General features: G+C 62.4%; 21 protein-coding genes. 10 read left to right on the top strand and 11 right to left on the bottom strand.

Features of this window, described 5'->3' with window-relative positions; genetic code table 11:
* The first annotated feature begins 82 nt into the window (after positions 1–82).
* The 3 genes from KUV86_RS06915 (at position 83) to KUV86_RS06905 (ending at position 2,272) form a co-directional block, all read left to right on the top strand.
* A complete protein-coding gene (locus KUV86_RS06915; protein WP_222484198.1) occupies positions 83–1,255 on the top strand; it encodes an FAD-dependent oxidoreductase in 1,173 nt (390 codons plus the stop codon).
* A gap of 292 nt (positions 1,256–1,547) precedes the next feature.
* Positions 1,548–1,823 (top strand): HU family DNA-binding protein, encoded by a 276-nt coding sequence (locus tag KUV86_RS06910; protein ID WP_045991652.1) that lies wholly within the window; start codon positions 1,548–1,550, stop codon positions 1,821–1,823.
* Positions 1,824–1,915: 92 nt separating this feature from the next.
* Positions 1,916–2,272, top strand: coding sequence for a hypothetical protein (locus tag KUV86_RS06905; protein ID WP_206942024.1), 357 nt, complete (start codon positions 1,916–1,918; stop codon positions 2,270–2,272).
* A 207-nt stretch (positions 2,273–2,479) separates the two neighbouring features.
* Here the strand turns inward: KUV86_RS06905 and recG are convergent, their stop codons facing one another.
* Both recG and KUV86_RS06895 read right to left on the bottom strand, forming a co-directional pair.
* Complete coding sequence (recG, locus tag KUV86_RS06900) at positions 2,480–4,561, bottom strand: ATP-dependent DNA helicase RecG (protein WP_222484196.1); 2,082 nt, start codon at positions 4,559–4,561, stop codon at positions 2,480–2,482.
* Entirely contained in the window at positions 4,558–5,475 is a 918-nt protein-coding gene (locus KUV86_RS06895; protein WP_206942022.1) for a hydrogen peroxide-inducible genes activator, read from the bottom strand. The genes recG and KUV86_RS06895 overlap by 4 nt, the downstream gene beginning before the upstream one ends.
* 115 nt (positions 5,476–5,590) lie before the next feature.
* On the opposite strand from KUV86_RS06895, the gene KUV86_RS06890 reads away from it, so the two are divergent.
* The gene (locus tag KUV86_RS06890; RefSeq protein WP_206942021.1) at positions 5,591–6,469 is read left to right on the top strand and encodes an SDR family oxidoreductase; all 879 of its coding nucleotides are present in this window, start codon (positions 5,591–5,593) and stop codon (positions 6,467–6,469) included.
* 110 nt (positions 6,470–6,579) lie between these two features.
* Here the strand turns inward: KUV86_RS06890 and KUV86_RS06885 are convergent, their stop codons facing one another.
* From KUV86_RS06885 to gmk, 6 genes are all read right to left on the bottom strand, one after another.
* A complete protein-coding gene (locus tag KUV86_RS06885; protein WP_222162291.1) occupies positions 6,580–7,074 on the bottom strand; it encodes an acyloxyacyl hydrolase in 495 nt (164 codons plus the stop codon).
* Between the two features lie 237 nt (positions 7,075–7,311).
* On the bottom strand, positions 7,312–7,824 hold the full coding sequence (thpR, locus tag KUV86_RS20130) for an RNA 2',3'-cyclic phosphodiesterase (RefSeq protein WP_206942019.1): 513 nt from the start codon (positions 7,822–7,824) through the stop codon (positions 7,312–7,314).
* A 72-nt stretch (positions 7,825–7,896) separates the two neighbouring features.
* Positions 7,897–8,286, bottom strand: coding sequence for a RidA family protein (locus tag KUV86_RS06875; RefSeq protein WP_206942017.1), 390 nt, complete (start codon positions 8,284–8,286; stop codon positions 7,897–7,899).
* 82 nt (positions 8,287–8,368) lie between these two features.
* Positions 8,369–10,501 (bottom strand): RelA/SpoT family protein, encoded by a 2,133-nt coding sequence (locus tag KUV86_RS06870; protein WP_206942015.1) that lies wholly within the window; start codon positions 10,499–10,501, stop codon positions 8,369–8,371.
* A gap of 63 nt (positions 10,502–10,564) precedes the next feature.
* Entirely contained in the window at positions 10,565–10,825 is a 261-nt protein-coding gene (rpoZ, locus tag KUV86_RS06865; RefSeq protein WP_206942013.1) for a DNA-directed RNA polymerase subunit omega, read from the bottom strand.
* A 215-nt stretch (positions 10,826–11,040) separates the two neighbouring features.
* Entirely contained in the window at positions 11,041–11,673 is a 633-nt protein-coding gene (gmk, locus tag KUV86_RS06860; RefSeq protein ID WP_206942011.1) for a guanylate kinase, read from the bottom strand.
* A 150-nt stretch (positions 11,674–11,823) separates the two neighbouring features.
* On the opposite strand from gmk, the gene KUV86_RS06855 reads away from it, so the two are divergent.
* On the top strand, positions 11,824–12,513 hold the full coding sequence (locus tag KUV86_RS06855) for a lysophospholipid acyltransferase family protein (RefSeq protein WP_222484193.1): 690 nt from the start codon (positions 11,824–11,826) through the stop codon (positions 12,511–12,513).
* Positions 12,506–13,462 (top strand): phosphatidate cytidylyltransferase, encoded by a 957-nt coding sequence (locus KUV86_RS06850; RefSeq protein ID WP_222484191.1) that lies wholly within the window; start codon positions 12,506–12,508, stop codon positions 13,460–13,462. Before KUV86_RS06855 ends, KUV86_RS06850 begins: the two co-directional genes overlap by 8 nt.
* Before the next feature lie 134 nt (positions 13,463–13,596).
* Here the strand turns inward: KUV86_RS06850 and KUV86_RS06845 are convergent, their stop codons facing one another.
* Positions 13,597–14,820 (bottom strand): MFS transporter, encoded by a 1,224-nt coding sequence (locus KUV86_RS06845; protein WP_206942010.1) that lies wholly within the window; start codon positions 14,818–14,820, stop codon positions 13,597–13,599.
* Between the two features lie 593 nt (positions 14,821–15,413).
* Here KUV86_RS06845 and KUV86_RS06840 point away from each other — a divergent pair.
* The 4 genes from KUV86_RS06840 to KUV86_RS06825 all read left to right on the top strand — a co-directional run bounded on the left by KUV86_RS06840 (position 15,414) and on the right by KUV86_RS06825 (position 19,982).
* Complete coding sequence (locus KUV86_RS06840; protein ID WP_222484190.1) at positions 15,414–16,877, top strand: M28 family metallopeptidase; 1,464 nt, start codon at positions 15,414–15,416, stop codon at positions 16,875–16,877.
* Positions 16,878–16,918: 41 nt separating this feature from the next.
* Positions 16,919–17,224 (top strand): hypothetical protein, encoded by a 306-nt coding sequence (locus KUV86_RS06835; RefSeq protein ID WP_206942007.1) that lies wholly within the window; start codon positions 16,919–16,921, stop codon positions 17,222–17,224.
* A gap of 124 nt (positions 17,225–17,348) precedes the next feature.
* Positions 17,349–18,962, top strand: coding sequence for a zinc metalloprotease (locus KUV86_RS06830; RefSeq protein ID WP_222484188.1), 1,614 nt, complete (start codon positions 17,349–17,351; stop codon positions 18,960–18,962).
* Positions 18,963–19,040: 78 nt separating this feature from the next.
* Entirely contained in the window at positions 19,041–19,982 is a 942-nt protein-coding gene (locus KUV86_RS06825; protein WP_222484186.1) for a RimK family alpha-L-glutamate ligase, read from the top strand.
* 21 nt (positions 19,983–20,003) lie between these two features.
* Here KUV86_RS06825 and hpaI read toward each other — a convergent pair whose 3' ends face one another.
* Together hpaI and KUV86_RS06815 are read right to left on the bottom strand one after the other, a co-directional pair.
* On the bottom strand, positions 20,004–20,828 hold the full coding sequence (gene hpaI / locus KUV86_RS06820; protein ID WP_222484184.1) for a 4-hydroxy-2-oxoheptanedioate aldolase: 825 nt from the start codon (positions 20,826–20,828) through the stop codon (positions 20,004–20,006).
* Positions 20,829–20,959: 131 nt separating this feature from the next.
* Complete coding sequence (locus KUV86_RS06815) at positions 20,960–22,234, bottom strand: alpha/beta fold hydrolase (RefSeq protein ID WP_222484183.1); 1,275 nt, start codon at positions 22,232–22,234, stop codon at positions 20,960–20,962.
* Positions 22,235–22,249: the final 15 nt, after the last annotated feature.

Raw genomic sequence — 22,249 nt, 5'->3', positions numbered from 1 at the left:
GAGTCACTCGCTGGAGCCCCCGCTGGGCACTCCGGTTTCTTGAATGACCGCAGGGCGGTCGTCGGCAGAGTCGAAGTACGTGATGCAAGCACCCTTGACCATCATCGGCACTGGCATGGCAGGCATTGGCCTGGTGCGCCAGGTGCGCGCACTGGACGCCCGGCGTCCGATCACCCTGATCACGGCCGATAGCGGCGATGACTACTCCAAACCCTTGTTATCTACGGGCTTTGCCAAGGGCTTGGCGGCGGATCGGCTGGCGGCCCGTTCGGCCCTGGAGCTGGCCGATCAGCTGAATGTGGTGGTGCGCACCCATACCTGGGTAGACCGCATCGATACAGCGTCCTCGTGCCTGTGGATTGGCCAGGAACGGCTGCCCTGGTCGGACCTGGTGCTGGCCACCGGTGCCAGTCCTGTCGCTCCCTTCGCCATTCCGGCAGAGCTCAGCGGCCGCGTGTTCTCGATCAATGATCTCGATGACTACCGCCGCTTCTCGGCCATTCTTGACGGCCTGGAGCGTCCGGCGCGAGTGGCGGTGATCGGGTTGGGCCTGGTGGGCTGCGAGTTCGCCAACGACCTCCAGGCGGGCGGACACCAGGTCGTCATGGTTGGCCCGGAGCCCACCTTGCTGCCGAGGCTGCTACCCCAGCAGCCGGGCCAGGCGCTGGGCAATGCGTTTCGTGACGCTGGCATCGAGATCAGAAGCGGGCGCCTGGTCGACAGCGTAGCGCGTCAGGCTGCGGGCGATGAACAGGAGATCGTCCTTCGGCTCGATGACGGCCAGACGCTGAGCGCTGATCTCGTGCTGGTCGCTACGGGGCTCAGGCCCCGCAGCCAGTTGGCCGAAGCGGCGGGCATCCGTACCGGCCCCGACGGCATCCAGGTGGATCGCTATCTATCGACGTCCTGTCCGCGTATACACGCACTGGGAGACGTGGCATCGGTGGACGGCGTCAACGCGATGTATGTGCAGCCGTTGCAGGCATCGGCCAAGGCCCTGGCCGCTACCCTGTGCGGCAGCCCGACCCCGGTGAGCTACGGCCCATGGCCCGTGCTGGTCAAGACACCGCTGCTGCCGGTGGTGGCGTTGCCGCCGGCAAGTGAGCGAGTGCAATGGCGGATCGAGGCCGATGGCGATGACATCAGCGCCCTTGCCGAGGACGAACAGGGGCAGCTCAAGGGGTTTGCGTTGACGGGAAAATGCGTTCGTCGGAAAGTCGAACTGGCGCGGGCGGCACCGCCGTTGCTAGGCTAGGTTCGTTGATGGTGGCTGGGCCACCGTCGTTGAAGGTGCCATCGTTGCAGTGTGTGATACTGATTCTGATTCGTGTAACACGAATGGACGGTGTCACGTCGATGGATTTCGAGTGTCATCTCACCACAACAAGGATGCACTGATCGATCCGTGACGTTCATTGCCGGCATCGTATGGGAGCGTTGGCATGGCAGGACCTGGAAGGGTCCAGGTGGACACACGGACAGTGTTTCCATAACAATGATCCCGGTGCCATGGCACCGGGTAGTCAAGCCAAAATTAGGAGGGCTGTATGCGCAAGCCAGAACTCGCCGCGGCAATTGCCGAGCGCGCTGATCTATCCAAGGACAAGGCCAGCCAGGTGCTGAACGTGATTCTCGACGAGATCACCGGCAGTGTTTCCTCGGGCCAGGATGTGTCTTTGATCGGCTTCGGCACCTTTACCGTGCGCGAGCGTGCCGCGCGGACCGGCAAGAATCCCCAGACGGGTCAGCCGTTGAAGATTCCCGCCAGCAAGACAGTCGCCTTCAAGCCCGGCAAGGGCCTCAAGGACGCCGTCGCCCGCTGAGGCGACGCTTGCCATTGTCAGAAATGGCAGCGAATGGCTGATATCGCGGCTCGCTTGGCGGGCCGCGCCTTCCTATTCCAGCGTGAGGCAACATGACTCTGAGACTGATGTTGTGGCTGCTGGGTGTCATGCTGAAGCGGGCACTCAAGCGCAAGGCGCGCTTTCGTGAGCGGCTGGAAGAAAAAGGTGGGCTCGACTGGGGTATCGCGACAGAGGACCTGTCGATCGCTCGTTACTACCGCATGCGGCCCAGCGGTATCGAGACCCAGCGAGGACTCCCCGTCGACCTGGACCTCGAGCTGCGCTTCCAGGATAGCCAGACAGCGGTGAAGGTGTTGCGTCGGCCCACCCAGCAAGTGTTTTTCGACGCCATGATGTCGGGACAGTTGCGCCTGGTAGGGGACGCTCAGGATATGGACAGATTGCAGCGTCTGCTCAAGCATCTGTAGGGGGATGACGGCCACCATTGCGTGGCTCGTGATCGCGCGGAGCAGGCCCACCGCCAGCGAGTGAATCTTGGCACCCGCATCCACCGCACCTTGATCTTGTGACAGAACTTGATAGTGCTGCAGGCATTGATGACATCCCGTTTCAGGGGGCATCACCCGCCGTCTTCCTGCACGCTTCCCACGACATGCCTTGTGGCTCTGCGCGGTCTACACCTGCCCATAGCGCCCAGCTTCTTCTCCCAGCCAGCGCCTGATCAGCGGGCGACTGGCCCCAGGATCGCGTGCCAGTAAGGCGTCTGCCAGTGGGGTGATCTGTGGCAGCAGGTCGGCGTCGCGTTCCAGGTCGGCAATCTTCATCTGAGCCAGGCCTGTCTGGCGGGTGCCCAGCACCTCGCCTGGACCACGAATTTCCAGATCCCGCTCGGCAATGCGAAAGCCATCGGTGGTTTCTCGCATCACCGCCAGGCGCTGCTTCGAGGTGTTCGACAGCGGCGGGTGATAGAGCAACACGCAGTAGCTTTCGGTGCTGCCTCGACCGACGCGTCCACGCAGCTGGTGAAGCTGGGAGAGCCCGAGACGTTCAGGGTTTTCGATGATCATCAGGCTGGCGTTGGGCACGTCGACACCGACTTCAATGACGGTGGTCGCTACCAGCAGGTCCAGCTCACCGCCCTTGAAGGCAGCCATGGTAGCGGCCTTGTCGGCGGCTTTCATGCGACCGTGTACCAGCCCGATGGACAGCTCAGGCAGGGCCTCTGTCAGCTCCTGATGGGTCACCTCGGCTGCCTGACAGGTCAGCGCCTCGGATTCCTCGATCAAGGTACACACCCAGTACGCCTGCCTTCCTTCGGCACAGGCGTTACGAATTCGTGCAATGACGTCGGGCCGACGCTCATCCGGCACCACGGCAGTGGTCACCGGAGTTCGGCCGGGCGGTAGTTCATCAATCACCGACACATCAAGATCGGCATAGGCACTCATTGCCAGGGTGCGTGGGATCGGCGTCGCAGTCATGACCAGCTGATGGGGCGTCAGACCACCTTGCTCGCCTTTCTCGCGCAGTGCCAGGCGTTGGTGGACGCCGAAGCGATGCTGCTCGTCGATGATGGCCAGGCCAAGGCGGTCAAAAGAGACGTCATCCTGAAAGATGGCATGGGTGCCGACAATCATCCGCGCCCGACCATCGGCGATAGCCGCCTTGGTATCCAGTCGTGCCTTGCCCTTGAGCTTGCCCGACAGCCAGGCAACGTCGATGTCCAAAGCGTTGAACCAGTCGCGAAACGCCCGATAGTGCTGTTCTGCCAACAGTTCCGTCGGCGCCATGATGGCGGCCTGGCAGCCTCCGGCAATGGCGGTCAGGGCGGCCATGGCAGCGACCACGGTCTTGCCTGAACCCACGTCACCCTGGACCAGCCGCAGCATGGGGGCAGGCTTGGCCAGATCGACGCCAATCTCGTCGAGCACCCGCCGCTGGGCCCCGGTCAGAGAAAAGGGCAACTGTGCCAGAAAACGCGTCTTCAGACTGCGTCCGCTGGGCAAACAGGGGGCGCCGTCGGACTGAATGCGCAGGCGCACCTCGCGCAGGCTCAATTGATGGGCCAGCAGCTCTTCCGTGGCCAGGCGTTTGCTGGCCGGATGGCGGCCGTCGCTCAGGGCGTCGACATCGCTGTCCGGGGGTGGGTGGTGCAGGGTCTTCAGGCTGTCCTGCAGTCCGACCAGGGAAAACTGTTGGCGAATGTCGTCTGGTACATAGTCGGGCAAGGCTGCTGGGTCGGCCTCGAGCATGGCCATGGCCTGGTCGATCAAGGCGCGCAGCCTGGCCTGATGGAGACCCTCGGTGGTGGGATAGATGGGGGTCAGATGATCTTCCACGGGTGGCTCGTCACCCCCGATCAGGCGGTACTCGGGGTGGTAGATCTCCAGCCCCGTGGCACCGGCGCGGGCTTCACCGAAGGCGCGCACCCGTGTGCCTGGACGGAATTGCTGCTGCTGGGCAGGAGAAAAGTGAAAGAAGCGCAGGCTGAGAATGCCGCTGCCATCCTTCAGTCGCACCAGCAGACTGCGGCGCCGACCGCGGATGACGTCAGCGGCACTGACATCTCCCTCGACGACCGCTTCATGGCCCCCGCGCAGGGTCGCGATGGGGGTGATCCGCGTGCGGTCCTGGTAGCGCAGCGGCAGATGAAAGAGCAGATCCTCGACGGTCTCCACTTTCAGCCGCGCGAGCTTCAGTGCCAGCGCCTCGCCCACACCCTTCAGTGATGTGACGGCTTCGTTCAGGCGACTCACGCCGTCTCCTGGTCGGCGGCGCGGCAGCGGGCGATGGCGTCAGTGACCGCATCGATCGCCTTGGGCCGCGGAAAGCTGGCGCGCCAGGCGATCGCCACCGTGCGCCCCGGGGGCTCGCTGAACGGTCGGCTGATCAACATGCCGCTCTCATAGTGGCTGGTACCAATGGCGGAGCGTGGCAATACCGTGATGCCAAGACCCGATGCGACCATGTGGCGAATGGTCTCCAGGGACCCGCCTTCTGCGGTCAGCGTGTTGTTGGGACTGTTGAGCTTCTGGCTGATGGCCGGGCAGGCTTCCAGGATCTGGTCACGGAAGCAGTGACCTTCACCCAGCAGCAGCAGGCGTTCTTCCAGCAAGTCTTCCTTGGCGATGCTCTTGCGCTTGGCCCAGCGATGATCTGACGGTAGCAGAACCTCGAAGTCTTCTTCATACAGCGGCTTGGTGACCACGTCGGTCTCGGTAAACGGCAGGGCGACGATGATGGCATCCAGCTCGCCGTTCCTCAGCTTGCGCCGCAGCCCACCGGTGAAGCCTTCCTCGATATAAAGAGGCATCTGGGGGGCGCCTCGGGTCAGCTCCGGAATCAGATGCGGGAACAGGTAGGGCCCGATGGTGTAGATCGCACCAATGCGCAGGGGACTGGCCAGCTGGTCACGTCCGGCCGTCGCCAGTTCCTTGATGGCGCTGCTTTGTTCCAGCACGCGCTGAGCCTGCTCGACGATCTTTTCGCCGAGGGGTGTGACCTGTACCGTGGACTTGGATCGCTCGAACAGGGCGACCTCCAGCTCCTCTTCCAGCTTTTTCACCGCCACCGAGAGTGTCGGCTGGGAGACAAAGCAGCGCTCTGCGGCACGCCCGAAATGGCGCTCCTGGGCCAAGGTTACGATATAGCGGAGTTCTGTTAGAGTCATATGGTGCCGATCGGCATCCTCTGTTCGGGGTATTGATCAAGGCGCCAGACGCTGGATGCGCGGGTCTCCGGACCGGAGCCTCATAGGGATTTTATATCAGGGGGACGCGGTAAAGGTGAAGACGACGACGTTGATTGTTGGTTGTGGCGACATTGGCATAGCGCTGGGCCGTGAACTTCTGGCCAAGGAACATCGGGTCATTGGTGCTCGGCGCCACCCCGAACGGCTGGCCGAAACGGGCATCGAGGGAGTGACGGTGGATCTCGCCGATCCTGAATCCGTGACCGCCCTACCGGATGCTGACATCGTGGTATACGTGGTCAGCGCCGACCGCTTCGAGGAAGATGCGTATCGTGCGGCATATCCGGAGGGGCTGAAAGCGGTCCTGGGCACCCTATCTGAACGTGATGTCCCGCCCCGCCATGTGTTCTTCGTATCCTCCACCAGCGTGTACGCCCAGCGTGACGGAGAAACGGTCGATGAACAGAGCCCTACCGAGCCATCCGGCTTTTCCGGCGTGTTGATGCGGGAAGCCGAACAGGCGTTGATCGATCACTCGCTACCGGGAACCGTGGTGCGCTTTTCCGGCATCTATGGGCCTGGCCGCGACCGTCTGATTCGGCAGGTCAGTGAAGGACGGATTGCGCCCGCCACGCCCCCCATGTACTCCAATCGCATTCATCGCGACGATTGCGCCGGGGTGCTGGTGCACCTGATCGACAAGGCGTTGCAGGACGACGCCCTGGCCCCGCTCTATCTGGCCAGTGACAGCGAACCGGCCCCGCTCAATGAAGTGATGACGTGGTTGGCCAAGCAGTTGAAGGTCGAGTGCACCGAGACCATTCAGTCCCCGCTGCGGCGCAGGGCCAGCAAGCGTTGCGATTCTCGTCTGCTGATCGAGAGCGGCTACCGTTTTCGTTACCCCAGCTTTCGCGACGGCTACGCTCAGGTGCTCAAGGAAGGGGGCTTCCTGCAGGTGGATCCCGTCGGCTGAGATTGCCTGGAAATGTCAGGGCCCGCGACATATGTCACGGGCCCGGTCGCTAGGACAGCTCGACAAGACGCTGATGGCACAGCGAGTCATCACGGTGCCTATGGGCTTGGCTAGTAGGCCAGACGCCAATTCAACCCATACAGCTCGAAGCCGTCATTGGGTTCCTTGATACTGGCGTTGGAGTAGTGGGTGATGCTGACTGACAGGTCACCATAGACCCCCATTCTTACGCCCAGAGCCAAACGATCTTCGAACTGAAAGGCGCTGCCCAGGTCTCGGTCCTCGATGTGGGTATCGACAAAACCTGACGCGCCAATACCTCCCTCGACGAAGACGTGTTCCCAGCTGTAGCGAAGTGCCGGACGAACATAAAACGCCTGGTTATCGCTGCGTTCATCCCCCTCGAAAAGAATGAATCCTGTGCCCAGGCGAAGATCCAGTGCCGGATGATAGTGGCTGAGGTCAAAGGTCCAGTCGTAGCCCAGGTCCAGGGCTCCTGTCCCTTCACTGGTGGAGCCGAGACCAAGCGTCGGACCAGCCATGGCTGGAGTGGCAAGGCTGGCAAGCAGGCAGACGGCCAGCGGACGAGCAAGTATGTTTGGCATGAGTTTTCCCTGGTTCTTTTCATCCCTTGTTATTGGCCTGCGATGTCCCTGCAAGCCTTCACCCGAGACAGGGTGAACCTGTCTGTCACGCATGTGCGGTCGGTGCGGACCGCGGGGGGCTGGCAGCACGTTGGGCAAAGGTGCTGGCAACTCTGTGTATGATCGATGCCATAAAGATGCGTCAGTTTGTGCCAATAGAGCCACCAACTGACGGTGATTCACCCTGATGATTCGCCTTCATGCCTTGCTGGAGGCCAAGAGCGTGTAGTGGCTTCCCTCATGGCTTAAAGATGACTGTATTAGGTGAATAGAAGTATAGGACCAGCAGAATTTGTCCACGGATAAAGCTTGTGCCGCAGGCGCCATTGCTCTACGCCGTAGCGATACATGGGGACGAAAATGAGAAGGCCGGTGAGCCAGTCCCATGTCAGCGAGCTGACGAGACAGCGCTGCCTGTTGCAGCAGCAGGTTCTGAGGTGGTTGCCCGGGGCCGATCCAGACAATGCCGGGAGCCGTAAAAACACCGAGGGTATCGAGGACGAGCCGGCCGTTCACGGGCGGGTAGTGTTCAACAAACTGGCGAAGGCGTGCGCTTGTCGTCGCATCCTGTTCACCCAGGAAGGCCAGGGTCAGGTGAATATTGGCATCGGCAATGCGGCGGCCGCCACAGTCAGCCTCCAGCGCTTCGGAGAGGGCACCCAGGCGCTTGCGCAGGGCGTCGTCAGGGAGCAGGGCGATGAACAGTCGCATGATGGGCTGGGCCAGCGAGGAGCCATGCCGGTACCTTGATGACGCCACAGGCACCGGCAGGCGTGAGGGTCATCAGTCGCCGATGACCATGACCGCTTCTGCTTCGAACTGGCTGCCCTTGGGCAGTGCCTTGACGCCCACCGCCGCACGGGCCGGGTATGGCTTGGTGAAGATCTCTTCCATCACCTTGTTGACCGTGGCGAAGTTGTCCAGGTCCACCAGATACAGGTTGAGCTTGACGATGTCCTGCAGTGAGCCAGCGGCTTCTTCGCAGACGGCTTTCATGTTGGTGAACACCTGGCGCGCCTGGGCCTCGAAGTCATCCGACACCAGCTCCATGGTGGTCGGGTCGAGGGGGATCTGGCCTGACAGGTAGACCGTGTTGCCGGCCTTGATCGCCTGGGAGTAAGGACCGATGGCGGAGGGGGCTTGATCGGTGTTGATAACAGCCTTGTTGCTCATTATTGACTCCTGATGTCATGTCGATGGCGACAGCCACGTGGCGAACGGCCATGGGATTCATGGCCTGTTGGCGCCACCCAGGTCAGTTGCCGAGACGAGAAATCTTGCCGATATGGGAGAGATTACGCAGTCGCTTGATGATGCGCGCCAAGTGAATGCGATCCCGCACAGAAAGCGTCAGATTGACGATGGAGAGACGAGCGTCTCTCTCTTCGATACCGATGCGCTCGATGTTGGCGTCGGCATCGGTGACCAGTCCGGCCAGTTCTGCCACCAGGCCGCGACGACTCTCGACCTCCAGGCGCAGTGCCACCTGGAAATCTTCATCAATGGTGTCCGACCAGTTCAGGGTGAACAGCTTTTCCGGATCGCTCTTCAGCTCCTGCAGATTGCGACACTCGGAGCGATGTACCACGATGCCCTTGCCCACCGATAAGTGGCCGATGATCGGATCGCCCGGTAGCGGATAACAGCAGCGCGCAAACTTGATCACCATGCCTTCCACGCCACTGATAGTGACGTTGGAGCTGTCGCTGCTGTCGCGATTCTGCGTGATCCGCTCGCCCCGCTGCAGCTCCACCAGGCGCCGCGCGATGACGTGGGTCATGCGGTTGCCAAGCCCGATGGCTTCCAGCAGATCGGACTCGTTCTGGATCTCCATTTCCTTGAGCAGGCGAGCCATGACGTCGTCACCCAGATCTTCAAGGTGTACCTCGAATTCCATCAACGCCCGGGTCAGCAGACGGCGACCAAGCTGCACGGCTTCGGTGTGCTGTTGGTGCTTCAAGGCGTGACGAATGGCCGAGCGGGCCTTGGCCGTGACCACGAAATTGAGCCAGGCAAGGTTAGGCTTGCCGCCAGGAGAGGTGATGATCTCCAGCGTCTGGCCGCTTTCGAGGCGGGTCGACAGCGGCGCCAGGTGACGATCGATGCGACAGGCGATGCAGGTGTTGCCGATCTCGGTGTGCACCGCATAGGCAAAGTCGATCACGGTAGCGCCCTGGGGCAGCTCCATGATGTCGCCCTTGGGGGTGAACACGTAGATATCGTCCGGGAACAGGTCGTTCTTGACGTGCTCGATGAACTCCAGGGAGTCGCCGGCATGGCGCTGCATCTCCAGCAGGCCCTTGACCCATTCGCGGGCCCTGGCACGGCTGCCCTCGGCAATCGGATGCGAGGTCTGGCCTGCCTTGTAGAGCCAGTGGGCAGCGATGCCGTTGTTGGCCATGGCTTCCATTTCACGAGTGCGGATCTGCACTTCGATGGGCATGCCGTTGGTGCCGAACAGGGTCGTGTGCAGGCTCTGGTAGCCGTTGGCCTTGGGGATCGCGATGTAGTCCTTGAAGCGTCCGGGTACCGGCTTGTAAAGGTTGTGCACCATGCCCAGGATGCGATAACAGCTGTCGACATCGTCGGCGATGATGCGAAAGCCGAACACGTCCATGATCTCGGCGAAGGACTTTCGCTGGTCGCGCATCTTGCGGTAGATCGACAGCAGATGCTTCTGGCGACCGATGACGGTGCCCTTGAGTTCGTGCTCGTCGAGCCGAGTCTGCAAGGCGTTCTGCACCTGGCGAATGGCGGAGCGACGATTGCCACGGGCGCTGGCCACGGCACGCTTGATTCGCTCGGCCCGCATCGGGTGGATAGCCTGAAAGGACAGGTCCTCGAGCTCGACGCGAATGGTGTTGATGCCAAGGCGGCTGGCAACGCGAGCATAGATTTCCAGGGTTTCCCTGGCGATGCGACGCTTCTTGTCAGGTCTGAGCGCACCGAGGGTGCGCATATTGTGCAGACGGTCGGCCAGTTTGACGATGATGACCCGGATGTCCTGGGACATCGCCAGCACCATCTTCTGGAAGTTCTCAGCCTGGGCGACGGCCTTGTCCTCGAAGGTGATCTGGGTCAGCTTGGATACACCGTCGACCAGGTCGGCCACGGGCTCGCCGAACTGTCTGGCCAGGGCCTCCTTGGGGACGCCGGTATCCTCGATGACGTCGTGCAGCATGGCCGCCATCAGACTCTGATGGTCCATGTGCATGTTGGCGAGGATATTGGCCACCGCCAAGGGATGAGTCACATAGGGTTCACCGGAACGCCTGCGCTGGCCGTCATGGGCCTGTTCAGCGTAGTAAAAGGCACGCCTGACCTGCTGGATTTCCTCGGCGGGCAGATAGCCTCCGAGTCGGTCAGACAGATCGTCGATGGTGAACATGTGGCGTGCCCCGACTGCGTGATGAGGACCCCGTGGGATGGCCAACGGCCATCCCCGGCGCGATCATTCCTCGGAGGGCGAGGCGTGAGAGTACTCGGGACGGAAGCGGCTGGGAGCCTCGACCGGCTCGTCCAGTACGCTGTCATCGATCAGGCCGTCGGCGATTTCACGCAGGGCCATGACCGTGGGCTTGTCGTTTTCCCAGGGCAGCAGGGCATCGCGGGAGCCGCGGGCCAGCTGACGGGAGCGCTGGGTGGAAATCATCACCAGCTTGAAACGGTTCTCGACATGTTCCAGACAATCTTCGACGGTAACTCGCGCCATTGGGCCCTTCCTGATCTGACAGACAGTGTGTCGGGCAGGTGCTGGCCTTTCGCGGTCGGCGAGACGGACTATGCCCCCGCCGACGATTGCGCCCGGGGGTTGCACCTGCGAAGTGACAGGCTAGATTACTCGAGTCACGCCGCTTCTGACAAGACGCTGGACGGTCGTTGCAGTGCCGAACCGCTTGCCCACCGGCGTGGTGGTGAGGAGGTACCTCAATTGTGTGGCTGCGTATCGGTCAACAGCGCTTCGAGCAGGGCAGCATGACGCTGATTCTGGCGCGGGGTCGCTAGGCGCTGGGCGACGACCAGTGCACGCAGTTCGTCCAGCGCCGTGGTGAAGTCGTCATTGATCACCAGGAAGTCGTATTCGTCATGGTGAGACATTTCACTGACGGCTTCACGCATGCGCGCGCTGACGACCTGATGGTCATCCGTACCACGGCTCGACAGGCGACGCTCGAGCTCTTCCCGGGAGGGCGGCAGAATGAACACCGAGACCGCGTCCGGCATCTGCGCCCTGACCTGACGAGCGCCCTGCCAATCGATCTCGAGGATGACGTCCTGACCTGCGGCCAACAGGGTTTCCACGGCGCTTCGCGAGGTGCCGTAGCAGTTGTCGAAGACCCGTGCGTGCTCGAAGAAGTCGCCCTTGTCGATCATGGCGTCGAAGGTCGGCATGTCGACGAAATGGTAGTTCACGCCATCTACTTCGCCCGGTCGCTTGGCTCGGGTCGTATGCGAGACCGATACCTGAATGCCGTCGAGGCCCTCGATCAATTCTCGCACCAGGCTGGTCTTGCCGGCGCCGGAAGGGGCGGAAATGATGAATAGCGTACCTTGGGACATGGGCGGGGTCTTCACCTGAGGGATTCGGAACAGAGAGTGCAATATGAGGGCAACCGAGGGCCCGAAGTATGGCACAGTTGCCGTCCGGGCTGCACCCGTCGACGCCGGAGAGGGAGATCTTGCACGCGGTGCCTGATACAGGGAATGAACATGAAGAAACCCTCTTGGAGGGCGTCGTTGACGGGCATGCTGATTCGCCTGTTCGCACGCCTGGTGACATCGCCACGGCCAATCTGGTCGGGAATCGCGCCGATAGCGCGCCAGCGGCTGTATTACGCCAATCACTCCAGTCATGGCGACTTTGTCTTGATCTGGACCACCTTACCGCCGCGCCTGCGAGCGCGAACTCGCCCGGTGGCGGGGGCCGACTATTGGCTGGCGTCGCCGCTGCGCCGCTTTTTGATTCATGAGGTGTTTCAGGGCGTGCTCATCGCGCGTCAGCGCAACACAGACCAGACGGCGACGCAGCCACAGGGAGACCCCCTCGAAGACATGGGCGCTGCACTGGCAGCAGGCGACTCCTTGATCCTGTTCCCTGAGGGCACGCGTAACACCCGTGAGGATGGCATGCTGCCGTTCCGTTCCGGGCTTTATCACCTGGCCCAGCGCCATCCCGAGGTCGAACTGGTACCGGTATGGATCGATAACCTCAACCGGGTGCTGCCCAAGGGCGAGGTGGTTCCCCTGCCCCTGCTGTGCACCCTGACCTACGGGGCACCCCTGCCGCGTATTGATAACGAGAGCCGCACAGACTTCCTGGCGCGTGCCCAGGAGGCGCTGATGGCGTTGGCGCCGAACGCGCAAGAAACATCGCTCCAGGGAGGCGCGTCGCATGAATGACATGGTGATCCCCGCAGGCCTGGGAACGCTGCTGGCGGCGATTGCCGGCATCCTGGTGGTCGCCAGTACCATCGGTTTCGTGTTGGCGAGGCGTTACTCCCCGGGTGGGGAGAATGAGGTGATCGAGAACCTCAACCAGCGTATTCGTTCCTGGTGGCTGATGGCGATACTGATGGGTATCGCCCTGCTGGGCGGACGAACAGGCGTGGTGCTGCTGTTCGCCTTTGCCTCCTTCTCCGCGCTGCGCGAATTTCTCAGCCTGATCCCTTCTCGACGCGCCGATCACTGGGCGTTGGCGCTGGTGTTCTTCGTGGTGCTGCCCGTGCAGTACGTGTTTATCTGGCAGCAGTACTACGGCATGTATTCGATCTTCATTCCGGTGTATGCCTTCTTGCTGCTGCCGGTTGTCGCCGCGATCAGGGGCGATAGCCATGGCTTTCTCGACCGAGTCAGCGAGGTGCAGTGGGCCTTGATGGTGTGCGTGTTCTGCGTATCGCACGTGCCCGCATTGCTGACGCTGGATATTCCCGGTTTTGAAGGGCGCAATGTCCTGCTGATTGCCTTTCTTATCGTCGTCGTCCAGCTCAGTGACGTGCTGCAGTACGTGTGGGGCAAGCTGATAGGTCGGCGCAAGATCGCGCCACGCTTGTCCCCATCGAAGACGCTTGAAGGGTTTGTCGGAGGGGTGGCGAGTGCCACCCTGATCGGTGCCGGACTGGCCTGGATGACCCCGTTTACCTTGCTCCAGGCGGCCTTGCTGGCACTGATGATCGCGTTGCTGGGCTTCGTTGGAGGGCTGGTGATGTCAGCGATCAAGCGTGATCGCGGGATCAAGGATTGGGGACACCTGATCGAAGGACACGGTGGCTTTATCGATCGCCTGGATTCAGTGATCTTTTCCGCGCCCATCTTCTTTCATGTGGTGCGCTACTTCTGGTCTGTCGCCTGAGCTGACTCGCTGCCTCAGCCTTGTGGGCGTCGTTATGACAGCGCCGGTCCTCAGGGGACCGGCGCTGTCGTATGAACCACCCGGCGGAGCGGGTCGGGAGTGTGCCCGGTCGAGATCGTCGGTCAGTCGCCGCCTCAGGCGTTGTTGTCGGCCGCCTGCGCCCGTGCGGCACGACGGGCGTCGCTGCGTTTTTCTGCCCGCAGCCCCAGCATGAACACCACCAGGCCGCCAAACGCCAGCCCTGCACCCACCAGGCCACTGGATGACCAGGGAGCGCCCGCCTTGATGGCCACACCACCGAGATAGGCACCCAAGGCATTGGCACAGTTGAACGCAGCGTGGTTCATCGAGGCCGCCATGGTCTGAGCGTCGCCGGCGACGTCCATCAGGCGGGTCTGCAGGGCAGGCCCCAGCGCCATGCTGGTGCCGACCAGGCCGACAAACAGTATGCCGGTGTAAAGGTTGTTGGCGGCAAAGTAGAAGGCGGCCTGGACGACCAGACACCACAGCAGGATTCTGGGCACCGCCTTCATCAAGTGGCGATCGGCGGCGCGTGCACCCACCAGGTTGCCGATGATGCCACCGATGCCGAAGATCGCCAGGACCCAGGGTCCGATGGACTCGGGCATGTCGGCCTGGGCGCGCAAGGTGGGGACCACGTAGCTGAAGACCGAGAACATGCCGCCAAAGCCGATGCTGGCAACGCCCAGAGTGTAAAGCACGCGTTGTTTCACCAGGGCTGTCAGCTCGCGCTTGGGACTGGCCTTGACGTCATGGGGCTGGCGCGGCACGAACAGCCGAATCATGCCCATGGTGAGGAAGGCGATGACACCGACCGCATGAAAGGCAAACTGCCAGCCCATCCACTGACCGGCCCAGGTCGCCAGGGGGGCGCCGATCACGATGGCACTGGTCAGACCCAGCATGACACGACTGATGGCCCGCGCTCGCTCCTCGACCGGGACCGCGGCGGCGGCGACCAGAGCGGCGACGCCGAAATAGGCGCCGTGGGGCAAGCCCGCAATGAAGCGCAGCCCGACGAAGGGCCAGAAGCTGGTGGCTAGGGCGCTGGCGATATTGCCGATGGCGAAGACCAGCATCAGGCAGATCAGCAGTGTACGCCTGGGCACCCGTGCCGCCAGCGCCGAGATCAATGGAGCGCCGACAACCACGCCGAGGGCATAGGCGGAAATCGCGTAGCCCACGTCAGCGGAACTGACCGACAGGTCCTGAGCGACCCGCTCCATCAACCCCATGATCACGAATTCGCTGGTACCGATGCCGAAGCCACCAAGGGCAAGGGCGAGCTCCGCCAGGCGAGGATGCCGTGCACGAAGATTGGTGATGGAGATTGCCATGGGACCTCCCGACAAACGAAAACGATCCCGACGGGATGTCGAGATCGTAAATTTACGACGAAAGTATAAAGCAAGTAGCAGGCGTGTTCTACCGTCTGTATGGTCCTTTCTCGGCGACAATGATGACAATATTCTCGAATATGCCGACCTTTTGTCGCCAGTACGCCGGTGGTGGCAGGCCTGCGCAGAGCGCACGGCTGGCGATTTCATCGCTGATCAGATTCGGAGCTTTACTACATAAACGGCACGACCTGGCTTGGACGAGACCTTCACTCAGCTTGGTGTGTCGTTAGGTGAAAAAGTTTCATCTCTCGCCAGCCCACTGATTTTCTGTGCACTTTTTTCTCAGGGAACTGACACCACCCGGTGTGGATGATCCGTTCACTCAGATTATTCGATGATGATCAAAGAGTTACGGATAGGTGCCGGAGGTTGTTGGAGCCAGGGCAGCCACAGACGGTTGGCCGTGAAACAACTACCTTGATAATCCATTACGCTGCGGCTAATTCCGCTGAAGAGGGTTCTGCCGGTGAGCGGGACCGTCTCGTTCTGGCGCATCGTCCCTGCTGCTGATGGCAGCAAAGGGTGACTCCATGAAGGTGATACTGAGGCAAACGATAACGTCTTCTTCCGCTCGCGCCAAACCGCTGACAGTAGCGGGAGTCTGGCGGGTGCAGGCGGGAGGTCAGCAGCTGTTGGTCGCGCCCAATGCGCGCTGGCCGGCGCTGCGTGCGACGCTTGATGACAGTGCTGACGATAGTGCTGACGGCCAGGCGATGGATGTTGCCCGAGGGAGCCTGCACGGTGTCTGCCAGAAAGGCCGGCTGTTTCAGCAGCAGTATCCCGACGTGCCGGTACTGCTGGATGCGGGCCGCTATCTGGTGGTCGACCTGGACCGAGCCACGGCGCGTCAGATCAACGCTGGGCTCGATGACCATCAGGAGCCGTGTTTTCGCCTGTTTCCGCTGAACAAGGACACTGTTCTGTTCCATCAGGCCAAGCCCACCGCGGTTCCTGAGACTCGCGCCACGTCGCTGACTGCCCTGGTGAACTCGGCCTCGCGTTCACGCTATGACCAGCTGATCAGACAGCTGGTGTCCTGGCCCACTCGGCATTCTACCAGCGCCAGCTATGGCGAGGCCGCAGACTGGGCGGAAGGCCAATTTGCTGGTGCGGGTTTGTCCTGTTCGCGTCAGACCGTATCGGTCCCGACAGGGGGCACCAGTAGCAATGTGGCAGCCGCGCTGGCAGGGGTTGGCGCGCATCCCCGGCACTGGCTGGTCGTGGCGCACCTGGACAGCGTCAATCATCAGGGAGGACCGTCGGCGCCAGCTCCGGGCGCCGACGACAACGCCAGCGGATCGGCGGCGGTAGTGCTGATGGCCGAGGTGCTGGCTCAGCACTCGTTCGACGATGACATCAGCTTTGTCCTGTTCGGCGGAGAAGAGCAGGGACTGCACGGTAGCCGTCAGTGGGTCGCGGGACTGTCGAGTAGCGAGCGGCAACGGATCGCGGGCGTGCTCAATATGGACATGATTGGCTCGGTCAATGCGACGCCTCAAGCCGTCCTGCTGGAAGGCGCGCCGCTCAGCCAGGACATGATCGATGGACTCAGCACAGCGGGAGCGCAGTTTACGGATCTTGAGCTGCAGGTCTCGCTGAATCCCTTCGCGAGTGACCATGTGCCCTTTATTGATGCGGGCATTCCGGCGGTATTGACCATTGAAGGTGCCGATGGAACCAATGCCAATATCCATGGGCCTGGTGACGTGCTGGCCACGGTCGATATCGACTATGCGATGAAGATCATCAGCATGAACCTGGCCTTTGTGGCCGAACGCGCCGGGCTACGGTCGTCGATGCAGCCTCCCGCGCCGCTGCCGCTATGTGTTTGCCGCGGCGACGAGCGCCATCATCGGGGGGACCCGTGGCGTCACTTCGAGGCCCACCGGCAGGCGCTGCTGGCGCAGTACCGTCGTCTGCAGGCGTCGGCACAATGGCATCCGTCCCTCGACGCCGGGTGGCAATGGGCCTTGGCGACGAAGGCCTCTGCATGACCGCGCTGGAGCGTAGAACAACACCTCATAAGGAGGCAGCCATGACGATGCCGCTGTGCGGAGACTGGGTGGAAGTGAAGGAGGAGGGAGTGAACGGCTGCATGATTCTGCGCCATCCCGATTCACCGGCGATCGCCCCGTCGCGCATGCCTCGTCGGCGGCTTTGCCTCCACCCTGATGGCTCTGCCGAGTGCTACGGCGGCAGCGCATCCGACCGGCCCTGTCGTGATGCCACGGGACATTGGCAGCAGCAAGGACAAAAGCTGCAGCTGACGTTGCCCGGATGGGAAGGCGATTACGACATTGATGCAGTGGAAGAGGACATTCTGATCATCACCAAGCGATAGGCTCCTGGCGCAACCCGCCCGAGGCGAATGGGACGAGCGTTGTGGGGCCGCAGGAGGCCAGCCTGCCGCTGGCCAATGAGTCCGTACTCACAACGCTGGCCTCCTGGCTGGCGGGGAGCAAGTCATGTCTGAAGAAATGAACCATCCAAGAGGATGTCGCTGCTGTGGCACCATGGCGCTGCACCGGCGCCTGCTTGACGAAGACCCAGGCTACGCCCGTCGCCGGGCGCGCATCGAGGAGCACGCCTTTCGCGCCATGCGTGGCACCATGGCACAGCGTCCGGGATGCACGCGCATACCGGTGGTGGTGCACGTGGTCTACAAGACCGATACCCAGAACATTTCCAGAGAGCAGATCGACAGCCAGATCGAGATCCTCAACCAGGATTTCCGCAAGACCAACGCCGATATCTCCAGCGTACCGGCGCCGTTCGCCCCGTTGGCGGCGGATGCCAGACTGCTGTTTGCCCTGGCCACCACCGATCCAGACGGCAACGCCACCGACGGCATCACCCGTACCCAGACCGAGGTCAGCGGGTTCTCGGGGGATGACAAGGTCAAGGCCGACGCCACCGGCGGCAAGGATGGCTGGCCCTCTGATGAGTACCTCAATATCTGGGTCTGCCCGCTGAGCGGAGGTCTGCTCGGCTATGCCCAGTTCCCGGGAGGCCCCGCCGCCACCGACGGCGTGGTCGTGACCTACACGGCCTTCGGCAACATGGGCACCGCCCAGGCACCGTTCAATCTGGGGCGTACGGCCACCCATGAAATCGGCCACTGGCTCAATCTGTTCCATATCTGGGGGGATGATGGCACCGGCTGTTCCGGCTCCGACTTCGTCGACGATACGCCCAACCAAGGCGGCGCCAACGTGGGCAAGCCCAGCTTTCCCAAGGTGTCCTGCGACAACGGTCCCAACGGCGACATGTTCATGAACTACATGGACTACGTCGATGACGACACCATGGTGATGTTCACCGAAGGCCAGGTGGCACGGATGCAGGCCTGCCTTGACGGACCCCGCAGCGCCATCGGCGAGACGGTGTCCTGTACCCCGGTATTGCCCAAGTTTCCGCCCAAGGACAGCCCCAAGGAGCTGACCAAGGAGATCGTCAAGGAGCTGGCCAAGGACCCGATCAAGGACCCGGCCAAGGAAACCGGCAAGGAGCTGCCCAAGGATCGCCCGAAGGAGGTGATCAAGGATTTTCCCAAGGAGGGACCGAAGGATGGTGGCAAGGATCTGTTGAAGGACGGCATCAAGGAGCCGCCGAAGGAGCTCAGCAAGGAAAAACCCAAGGAGCTGCCAAAGGACCTGGCCAAGGACAAGCCCAAGGACCTGGCCAAGGATCCAGGCGTCGACCCTGGCAAGATCAAGCCGCTGGATCCCCCCAAGCAGGTCTACGAAGCCCCTGGCAAGGCCCTGCTCGAGGGCGGCAAGCAGGCCTTCGAGAACCCGCAGCCCGGAGGCTGGGGCAGTGTACCGGTGCAACCCGCCATGCCGGTGCAGCTTGGCACGCCGCTGCAGCCCTTCGTGCTGGCGACCGGCCAGCCTCCTGCCGGAGCGTCATTGAAGCCGCCCACCAGTGACGGTGCAGACAATGGTCAGGCGCTGCTCGCTGAGTACGCGCAAATGCTGGCCTACTACGCCCAGCTTCACCAGATGGGCATGCTCGATCAGCAGGGGATGATGGCCTGGCAGCAGGCCTGGGAAGCCTACCTCCAACTTGGCGGCCAGTAGCTCCCGTTCACATGGCGAGCGTCACCCTGGCGCCCGCCATGTTTCACGTAGCGGTCTCATTGCCCATGGGAGCTTTCCATGATTCTGATCCTGTCCTTTGCCGACAACACCCACGTCGAGCGTGTGCTGGAACATCTGCATTCACCGGTGGACGTCATCGACGTCGCCGACTTTCCCCAACGGCTTGGCATTCTCGCCTACGCCGGTGCCAGCGGCGACAGCCTGTGGTTGACGCTGCCCGATGGTCGGCGTCTGGCACTGGATGAGGTGCGCTCGGTGTGGAATCGACGTCTGCGCCCCTTTGACCTGGACCCGGCGTTGGGCGATGGCACCGAGCGCCTGTTCGCCTGGTCTGAAACTCAGGAAGCGGTTCAGGGCCTGTGGTACGCCATGGACGGCTTCTGGATGAATGATCCTCTGGCCGACGAGCGTGCCCAGCGCAAGCTTGCTCAACATCGACTGGCCCACCGGCTGGGGCTGGAGATACCCGATACTCTGATTACCAACCGTCCGGAGGCCGCCGCGGAATTTGTCGGCCGACACCTGGAGGGTGGCGTGGTGCGCAAGGCCTTTCGCAATATCGTCGAGGCCCCGCGAGAGACCTTGAAGGTCGGTGAGGCCGAGATCGCCCAGCTCGATGCTGTGCGCCTGGCCCCGGTGATCTTCCAGGAATATATCCCGCTGGCGCTGGATATTCGGGTCACCGCCGTGGCCGGCGAGATGTTCGCCACCGCCTTTGAAAGTGAGCCTCAGTATGAGGTCGACTACCGCGGCGGGGTGGGCAGCGCCAGGGTGTTTGCCTATACCCTGCCGACCGAGGTGGAGGCGGGTCTCAGGGCGCTGATGAAGGCCTTCGGCCTGGCCTATGGTGCCATCGATCTACGAGTGACCCCGCAAGGACGTCACGTCTTTCTCGAGGTCAACCCTGCCGGCGAGTACCTGTTCGCCAGCGAGCGCACCGGCCAGCCCATTCCCCAGGCGATCGCTGCCGCCCTGGAGCGTGGCGGCGGCGAGTGGTAGCCGTCAGGACTCCTGCGAACGTCAGTAGGGACCATCGGCGGAAGAGGGGGAAGCGGGGCCGAGCGAAAAATCAGCCGCCCGCTGTCGTACCGCTTGCATCAGCAGGCTGACGTCCAGCCCGACCGCTACAAACTGGGCACCAAGGGCCAGGTAGTGCCTGGCCTGATCCGGGTCACCGGTCAGCACACCGGCAGCTTTGCCGCTGTGCTTGACCCGCGTGATGGCGGTGTCGATGGCTGCTTGCACCTCGGGGTGGGACGCATTGCCGAGATGCCCCATGGAGGCAGCCAGATCAGCGGGACCGATGAATACGCCATCGACACCATCCACGGCACAGATGGCTTCGAGGTTATCCAGCGCTGTTACGCTTTCCGCCTGAACCAGCAGGCAAACCTCGTCATTGGCGTGCTGAAGATAGTCCGTACGGGCGCCCCAGCGGGATGCGCGAACGATGGGTGAGGCTTCTCCGCGGATGCCCTGTGGAGGGTAGCGGGTGGCCGCCACGATGGCGCGGGCTTGCTCCGCCGTGTCGACCATGGGCACCAGCAAGGTCTGTGCACCGATATCCAGTACTTGCTTGATCAATGCCGTTTCGCCCTGCACCACTCTTACCACTGGGTGGCCACCGGCGGCCGTCACCGCCTGCAGTTGGAAAAGCAGTGAACGCAGGTCATTGGGGCCGTGCTCGCCATCTATCAGCAGCCAGTCAAAGCCTGCACTGGCGCACATTTCAGCGCAATACGGGTCGCCCAGCGATAGCCACAGGCCGATGCGATGATGACCCTCGGCCATCGCGACCTTGAAGGGATTACCCGCCGAGGGGGCGTGCCGTGAAGTCGTTGTCATTGTCGGTGTCCTTTCGAGCGTGTGAGCAGCGCTGACGCGATGGCCATTTATCTGTCTCTGTGTGCCGATACTCTTACGCGAATTGCCACCTCATCGCCAGCACACGGTCTAGCGCAGTCATCCCTCATCCCTCATCCCTCAGCCATCGACATCAGGCGGCGCAGCACCGTCGGATCCTGGCGCAGGCCATCGTGTTCGTACTCGTTGGTGATCCAGTAGCGCAGGTGGGGAATGGCCTTGGCGGTGGCCAACGACAGTTCGGCGTCCACGTACATGTCGTCGAAGTAAATCAATGCCATCACCGGGACCTGATTGGCGGCCAGTTGGTGGCGATCGTAGAAGGGTTGGGACAGGCGGCGCTGTGCCAACCGGTGTACGGCGTCGCGAAACGGCCTAAGGGCCTGGATGTCGTCGAACATCCAGGGGTAGATCATCTCGCCGGTCAAGCTGAGCGGACGCCGCGTTTCGTCGAAGATATCGCCGCGCTGGCGTTCGGCGGACCAGTTGCAGGTGCCCTCGGGGCGGGCGTAGATATTCTCGTGAATGGCGGCAAACAGCGGGTTCTCGTCAAACCCGGTCAGCGTCATCACCTCCACCAGGAAGTGGTGATTGAGGTGGCGACGGTCATCATCGCTGAAGGCTTCTTCCAGCAACCAGTGCAGGCGCTCGGCACCGTCACCCATGCCGAGCATCAGGCCCAGGCTCTGCAAGCGGCGGACGCTGAACGGATCACCATTGGGCAGGCGCACATCGTGGTCGAGCAGGTGATCGGCGATGGCATCGAGCTGGTCCTTGTCAGCCGGAAAGCGCGCCAGATAAGCGTCCAGCTTGGCCGCCACCCGCCGATGGGTACGTCGATAGACCTCGTCGGGGTCGGCTTCGATGGCAGGGAGCCCGCCGGTGATATAGCACCTCTCGAGTCCCTGAGGCGCATAGGACAGGTAGGTCAGTGTAAGGAAACCGCCGTAGCTCTGGCCCAGGGTCGCCCAGCGCGCCCCTTGATAGCGAGTCTTGCGCAGGTGCTCGAGATCCGCCACGACCGCGTGGGCATCGAAGCAGGCCAGATAGTCCGCAGCGGTTTCGGCATCGTGGAAGGCGGCCATGATGTCGCCGGTGATACGCGAGCTACGCCCCGTACCCCGCTGATCCGGCAGGATCACCCGGTAGTGCTTCAGCGCCTCGTGCAGCCAGCCAGGCCCATGGGCTGAGGGGCGGGGAGACTTGCCCCCCGGCCCCCCCTGGAGAAACACCAGCAGTGGCAGATCCTCATCCTGACGCTGTGCGGCAGAGACCTCGCGATAGAACAGGCTGAGGGTGTCGCCGTTGTCCGGGTGGGACCAGTCAACGGGCACGGTCAGTCTATGGTCGGTGATATGCAGGCCCTGGATGGCGTGGTCGGTCGGCATGTTGGTTTCCTGCGT

Source organism: Halomonas sp. DP8Y7-3 (genome assembly GCF_019801675.1).
In the GTDB taxonomy this organism is placed as follows: domain Bacteria; phylum Pseudomonadota; class Gammaproteobacteria; order Pseudomonadales; family Halomonadaceae; genus Halomonas; species Halomonas litopenaei_A.
The sequence above is the reverse complement of the archived record's forward strand: the minus strand, read 5'-3'. Positions and strand labels throughout refer to the sequence as shown.